This window comes from Longispora albida DSM 44784 (assembly GCF_000379825.1).
Classification (GTDB): Bacteria; Actinomycetota; Actinomycetes; order Mycobacteriales; family Micromonosporaceae; genus Longispora; species Longispora albida.
In genome coordinates, this window is record NZ_KB903819.1 from 115604 (window position 1) to 122249 (window position 6646).

The following is a 6646-nucleotide window of genomic DNA, read 5'->3' on the forward strand; positions in this document are numbered from 1 at the left end:
GGACGCACCCCGCGCCCGGCCGCCCTGCATGTAGTCATATGCCGGTATTGTCCGGTCGTGATTCTTGACCAGCAGCAGACCACCAGCCTGCGCCGCCTCGCCGTCGCCAGTTTCGCCGGCACGACGATCGAGTTCTACGACTTCTTCGCGTACGGCATCGCGGCCGCGCTCGTCTTCGGCCAGGTCTTCTTCCCGGCCCTCGACCCGCTGAGCGGCACCCTCGCCTCCTTCTCCACGTACGCCGTCGCCTTCGCCTCCCGCCCGCTGGGCTCTGTGGTGTTCGGCCACTTCGGAGACCGCTACGGCCGCAAGAGCACCCTGGTCGGCGCGCTGCTCCTGATGGGCGCGGCGACGTTCGCGATCGGCCTGCTGCCCGGGTACACCTCGATCGGCATCGCGGCCCCCGTGATCCTGGTCGTGCTCCGCTTCCTCCAGGGCTTCGGGCTGGGCGGCGAGTGGGGCGGGGCCGCGCTGCTGGCCGCCGAGCACGCGCCACAGGCCAAACGCGGCCTGTACGCCGTCTTCCCCCAGCTCGGCCCGACCGTCGGCTTCATCGCCGCCAACGCCGTGTTCCTGGCCGTCACGCTGGCCGTGAGCCCGGAGGCGTTCCTGGCCTGGGGCTGGCGGATCCCGTTCCTGCTCAGCGCCACCCTCGTCATGGCAGGTCTGTACGTCCGCCTCAAGGTCCTCGAAACACCCGTGTTCGCCGCCTCGGCCCCCGTCGCCAGTCCCCTCAGGACGGTCGTCCGGCACCAGTGGCGCGAGCTGCTCCTGGGCAGCGGGGCGATGGTCGTGCAGTACACCTTCTTCTACACCGCGACCGCGTACTGCCTCGCCTACACCACCACTGTCCTCGGCCTCGACCGCAGCCTCGTCCTCGTGCTCGCCATGGCCGCGATCGCCGCCAAGGGCCTCGCGACGTGGTGGGGCGCGGGTTTCGGCCAGCGCTACGGCCGCCGCCGCGTGCTCCTGCTCAGCTACACCGGCGCGTTCTGCTGGGCCTTCGTCCTCTTCCCGCTCCTCGACACCGCCGACCCGTGGCTCGTGCTGCTCGCCCTAGCCGGCACCCTCGGCGTGGCCGGCTTCGGCTACGGGGTCATGGGCGCCGTCCTCCCCGAGCTGTTCACGACCGCCTGCCGCTACACCGGCGCCGGCCTCGCGTACAACCTCGGCGGCGTGGTCGGCGGGGCACTCCCCCCGATCGTCGCGACCCGCCTCCAGACCACCCACGGCTCGTCCTCCGTCGCCCTGTACCTGGCGGCGATGGCCGTCCTCAGCCTCCTCTGTGTCCTCAAGCTCCCCGAAACCCGCGACCGGAACCTGGCTGACTAGCCACGCCGAGCTAGCTGGCCAGCCCGAATCCCTCCACGGCAGCCCTCGCCAGGTCGGCGGCCCCGGGCCCGGCCGGCGCCACGTCCACCCCGGCGAAGTGGTCGAGGAACGCCCGCTGGAAGCAGGCCCCGATCAGCAGCGCGGCTGCCGCGTCCGGCTGGGCCTCCGGGCCGATCCGGCCCTGTTCCTGCTCGGCCCGCAGGTAGGCCGCCAGGCCGTCGTTCGCCAGGTGCGGCCCGCCGTTGACCTTCCGGAGTGCCTCCCGCTGGGCCGCCAGCAGGCGGGGCTCGGCGAACAGCGACGCGGCCATCGGGAACGTCTGCCGGTAGTGCTCCAGCGCCGCCTCGGTGAACTCGGTCAGGTTCCCGAGCACAGTGCCCTGCCCGACCCGCCCCGGCAGCCCCTGTACCAGCCGGAAGAACGACGGCATCCGCTCCAGCTGCACCCGCGTGACCAGGTCCTCCTTGTCCCGGAAGTTCTTGTAGATGGTCGCCTCGGCGAAACCGGCCACCCGGGCGATCTCCCTGGTGGTCGTCTTCGCCAGCCCGAGCCGTCCGATCACCTCGGCCGCTGCGTCCAGGATCCTGTCGCGTGTTGTCACGGTCACACCTTCTTGACGGGGTGAGTGCTTACTCACCATCGTAGTGGTGAGTAAGCACTCACTAACCAAGAGGGTGACAGCTATGAAGATCGTGTGTACCGGGGACAGCCTCACCCGCGCCCAGGTCAGCGCCGACTACGTCCAGATGCTCCGCGAACGGCCGGCCGGCGTGGGCGGCTGGGACGTCACCAGCGCGGGGGTGAACTACGAGCTCTCGTCCGGCCTCCGCGCCCGCATCGGCGAGGTGATCGACTCCGACCCCGACATCGTCACTGTCCTCATCGGTACCAACGACCTGCGGTCCGCGCTGTCCGCCAAGGACGCCGCCTCGCTCCGCAAGCGCTGGAAGCTCACCAGTGCCCCCACCGCCGCCACGTACCGCGAGAACCTGTCCGCGATCGTCAGCCGCCTCCACGCCAGCACCCACGCCCGCGTGGCCCTCCTGTCCCCGCCCGTCATCGGCGAGGACCCCGGCTCGACGCCGAACCAGCTGGCAGCCACGTACGCCGCGATCGTCCGCGAGGTGGCCACCGAACACGGGGCCACCTACCTGCCACTCTTCGAGCAGATGCTGGACTACCTGCGCACCCACCACCAGCAGCCCCGCACGGCCTTCCGCCCCGGAGTCCTGCTCGCCGCCACGGCGGCAACGCAGCACTTCGTCCTCCGCCGGAGCTTCGACAGCATCTCCCGTTCCCGGGGCCTGCGCCTGACCACGGACACGATCCACCTCAACAACCGGGGCGCCACCATGATCGCCGACCTGATCAGCACTTTCGCCACCCAGAACCGGCAGTACTGACCATGCGGCAGCCACCGCCGAAACGACGGCTGCTCACGACGCTGGCCATCTTCCTGGCTGGTGTACTCACCGGAGCGCTCGCCCTGGCAGGAACCGCAGGCTACCTGGCCTTCGCCCGCCCAGCCACGAACCCGCCAGCCCAAGCCTGTCCCGCTGCCAGCCCCCGGCTGCCCATCGTGGTCACAGCCGGCGCGAGTGCGACACAAGGCGCCCTCGGGGCCGACTGGGTCGGCACCCTGCGCACCCAGCACCCCGCCTACGAGTTCGTCAATGCTGGCGTCAACGGCAGCACCAGCGCGGACCTCCTGGCCCGGATCCCGTCCATCACAGCCTGCAGTCCCGCCGCAGTCACGATCCTCATCGGCGCCAACGACGTCCGTAACGGGGTCCCGCCCACCACCTACCGGACCAACCTGGAAGGCATCGTCACGAAGCTCGCACCCTCGGGCGCGCGGATAGCCCTCATGTCCCTGCCGCCGCTGGGCGAAGACCTCACCGGCCCGATGAACCGGAAACTCCACGAGTACAACGCCGTCATCCGCGAAACAGCCACCCGCTTCACGCTCACGTACCTACCTGTCAACGAGAACATGACGGCCTACCTGTCCGAGCACCCCGCCACCCGCAGCCCATACGACTTCAGTTTCCCCCTGGCGCTTACGGCCGCGACCCAGCACTACATACTCGGCCGCAGCTGGGACGAGATAGCGGACCGCGCGGGCCGCCAGCTCCTCGTCGACCACATCCACCTCACCAACCGGGCAGGCACCATCGTCACCGCCCTGGTCAGCTCCTGGCTGTCTACCTGAACAGAACGCGCCCAGACGCGCGATGCCCGGGCTGCCACAGCAACCCGGGCATCGCGGCAGAGCTCCTAGACCAGCTTCACGCTGGCGGTAGCAGCCCAGCCCGGGAAGTTCGCCACACCACTGTTCGTGATGGTGAACGTCCCGTTCCCGTTCGAGAACGCGACCGGCACGGTGGACCAGCCAGCGCCGCCCGCGAGCGCCAGGTCCGCTCGCCCATCACCGTTGAAGTCACCCGACGCGAGCTTCGCACCGGAAACCGTTGCCCAGCTCGGGAAGTTCGCCACGCCACTGTTCGTCACGCTGAACGTGCCGTTCCCGTTCGAGAACGCCACAGGCACTGTCGACCACCCCGCGCCACCCGACAACGCCAGATCCGCACGCCCATCGCCGTTGTAGTCGCCAGCCGCAACCTTGACGTTGGCGGTGGCAGCCCAGCTCGGGAAGTTCGCCACGCCACTGTTCGTCACACTGAACGTCCCGTTTCCGTTCGAGAAGGCCACCGGAACCGTCGACCAGCCAGCACCACCAGTCAGCGCGAGATCCGAGCGCCCGTCCCCGTTGAAGTCGCCCGCGACAGCCTTCACGTTGGCCGTGGCAGCCCAGCTCGGGAAGTTCGCGACCCCGCTGTTCGTCACATTGAACGTCCCGTTCCCATTCGAGAACGCCACCGGCACTGTCGACCACCCCGCGCCACCCGTCAACGCCAGGTCCGCACGACCATCCCCATTGAAGTCAGCGGCAACCAGCTTCGCGCCGGAAACCGTTGCCCAGCTCGGGAAGTTCGCGACCCCGCTGTTCGTCACGCTGAACGTCCCGTTCCCATTCGAGAACGCGACCGGAACCGTCGACCACCCAGCACCGCCCGACAACGCGATGTCAGCACGCCCGTCACCGTTGAAGTCGCCGTACACGGCCTGGACATTCGCCACCGCAGCCCAGCCGGGGAAGTTCGCGACCCCGCTGTTCGTCACGTTGAACGTGCCGTTCCCGTTCGAGAACGCGACCGGGATCGTCGACCAGCCCGCGCCACCCGTCAGCGCCAGGTCCGCTCGCCCATCGCCGTTGTAGTCGCGCAGTGTACCCGCCGCAGGCGTGGTGCACGGCAGGTCCTCGCCCGCGACGTTCACACCCGCCCAGGCCGCCTGCACCGTCTTGTACTCCGCCGAGCAGTACCCGTACAGGTCGGTGGCCGCCGACAGCGTCGCCGCCCGCGAGTCGTTGCTGTTGCCCGCGGACACGTACTTCGTGGAGCTTGTGAAGTAGATGTCCATCGCCCGGTACCAGATCTTCTCCGCCTTCGCGCGGCCGAGCCCGGTCACCGGCTGGGCACCCGCGCACAGCGGCGCGTTCCCGTACGGGGTGTTACCGCTGCCCTCGGCCAGGAAGAAGTACGCGAGGTTCCCGACGCCCGACGAGTAGTGCACGTCGATGTTGCCGATCCCGTCGTACCAGCAGTTCTTCGAGGACCCGTCGAGCTTCGGGTCGTACATCCAGCGCAGCGGGTTCCCGTTGCCGAAGATGTTGATTTTCTCGCCAACGGTGTAGTCACCAGGGTCGTTGGCGTTGCCGCCGTAGAACTCCACCATGTTGCCCCAGATGTCGGACGCCGACTCGTTGAGCCCGCCCGACTCGCCGGAGTACGTGAGCCCACCCGGGATGATGTTGTCCGTGACCCCGTGACCCATCTCGTGACCGGCCACGTCGATCGCGACCAGCGGGCGCTGGTTGCTCTGGCCGTCGCCGTAGGTCATGGTCGACCCGTTCCAGAAGGCGTTGATGTAGTTGCTGCCGAAGTGCACGCGGCTCGGGACACCAGCACCGTTACCGAAGATGCCGTTCCGCCCGTGGACATTCTTGAAGTAGTCGTAGGTCAGCGCGGCACCGTAGTGCGCATCGACACCCGCGGACTGCCTGCTGGTCTGGGTGCCATTACCCCAGACGTTGTCCGCGTCGGTGAACGTCGTGCAGGTGCTGCTGCCCTGGTTCATGTCGCAGGTCGAGCCGTTGCCGTGCGAGGGGTCCACCATGGAATAGGTGCTGCCGCTCAAGGTCGTGTCGACTGTCACGGTCCCGGAGTAGATGCTATTTCCGGTACCTGCGACCATCGCCGCCCCGTCACTCCCGCCCGGGCCACCGGCCCGCCCGCCGAGCGTCTTCACCTCATCAAAAGTCCGGATCACCTTCCCGGTACCGGCATCGGTCACCACGTGCAGCCTGCTCGGCGTCTGCCCGTCGGCGGCCGCTCCACTGACAACGGTCTCCCAGGCCAGCCGCCCCGTACCGTCGTAGGCGTCGACAACCAGCCGCCCACCCGTACCAGGAGCCGCGACACCCGCCCTGGTCCCGACGGTCAACGGCTGCGTGAGCCCGCTCGTCGCACCCCGGAACTCACCGCCCCGGCCACTGTGGACGACAAAATCACCACCAAGAACCGGCAGGCCCTGGTACGTCCGCGTGAACCGCACATGCGACGTGCCGTCCGGGTCCACGACACTCCGCCCAGCCTGGTACGCCTCACCAGGAGCGGCGTTGATCGCAGCGCTATGAGTACCGCTGACGTGAGCGAGTGCCCGGTCAGCGAGGGACAGCTGAGGCCCGGCGCTGGCCACCTGGGGCAACGCCGAGAGGAACGCGGCCGCGAAGACCAGCGCTCCCCCAGCCGCGAGGGATCGTTTCATGGGTGCTCCCTATCGTAAGGAGACAAAGGGGTGTTACACCCATAACAGCCGATGAAAGATCGTGTACGCGGCTTGTCAGGTATTGGCAAATCCCTTGCGATCAACGCCCCAGATAGTGCACACGCAAAAAACGCTGGCCTGGTACCCACAAGTGTGAGTACCAGGCCAGCGTTGAAAAGATGTCCGGCGGTGTCCTACTCTCCCACCCCGTCCCCGGGGCAGTACCATCGGCGCTGAAGGGCTTAGCTTCCGGGTTCGGAATGTTACCGGGCGTTTCCCCTTCGCTATGACCGCCGTAACCCTGCGGAACCAACCCCAAACCTGGTCCGGGTTCTCACCTGCTGGTGAACCCCGATGGTTTGGTGGTTGTTTTTCCAGAACCGGATAGTGGACGCGAAACATTCTTGATTGCGGTGCTGGGTAA

Annotated in this window: 5 protein-coding genes and 1 rRNA gene; 3 read left to right on the top strand and 3 right to left on the bottom strand. The window is 68.0% G+C overall.

Annotated elements, in window-relative coordinates; translation table 11 throughout:
• Nucleotides 1-57 precede the first annotated feature (57 nt).
• On the top strand, nucleotides 58-1332 hold the full coding sequence (locus A3G1_RS0112090) for an MFS transporter (RefSeq protein ID WP_018349734.1): 1275 nt from the start codon (nucleotides 58-60) through the stop codon (nucleotides 1330-1332).
• Nucleotides 1333-1342: 10 nt separating this feature from the next.
• Here A3G1_RS0112090 and A3G1_RS34490 read toward each other — a convergent pair whose 3' ends face one another.
• Complete coding sequence (locus tag A3G1_RS34490) at nucleotides 1343-1933, bottom strand: TetR/AcrR family transcriptional regulator (RefSeq protein ID WP_169437566.1); 591 nt, start codon at nucleotides 1931-1933, stop codon at nucleotides 1343-1345.
• A gap of 82 nt (nucleotides 1934-2015) precedes the next feature.
• Between A3G1_RS34490 and A3G1_RS0112100 the strand changes: the two genes are divergently transcribed.
• Together A3G1_RS0112100 and A3G1_RS0112105 are read left to right on the top strand one after the other, a co-directional pair.
• Entirely contained in the window at nucleotides 2016-2735 is a 720-nt protein-coding gene (locus A3G1_RS0112100; RefSeq protein WP_018349736.1) for an SGNH/GDSL hydrolase family protein, read from the top strand.
• Nucleotides 2736-2737: 2 nt separating this feature from the next.
• Nucleotides 2738-3544, top strand: coding sequence for an SGNH/GDSL hydrolase family protein (locus A3G1_RS0112105; RefSeq protein ID WP_018349737.1), 807 nt, complete (start codon nucleotides 2738-2740; stop codon nucleotides 3542-3544).
• Nucleotides 3545-3609: 65 nt separating this feature from the next.
• Here the strand turns inward: A3G1_RS0112105 and A3G1_RS34495 are convergent, their stop codons facing one another.
• Nucleotides 3610-6222 carry a M4 family metallopeptidase gene (locus A3G1_RS34495; RefSeq protein WP_083936885.1) on the bottom strand — a complete coding sequence of 871 codons (2613 nt, stop codon included), beginning with the start codon at nucleotides 6220-6222 and terminating at the stop codon, nucleotides 3610-3612.
• Between the two features lie 181 nt (nucleotides 6223-6403).
• Nucleotides 6404-6520, bottom strand: a 5S ribosomal RNA gene (gene rrf, locus A3G1_RS0112115).
• Nucleotides 6521-6646: the final 126 nt, after the last annotated feature.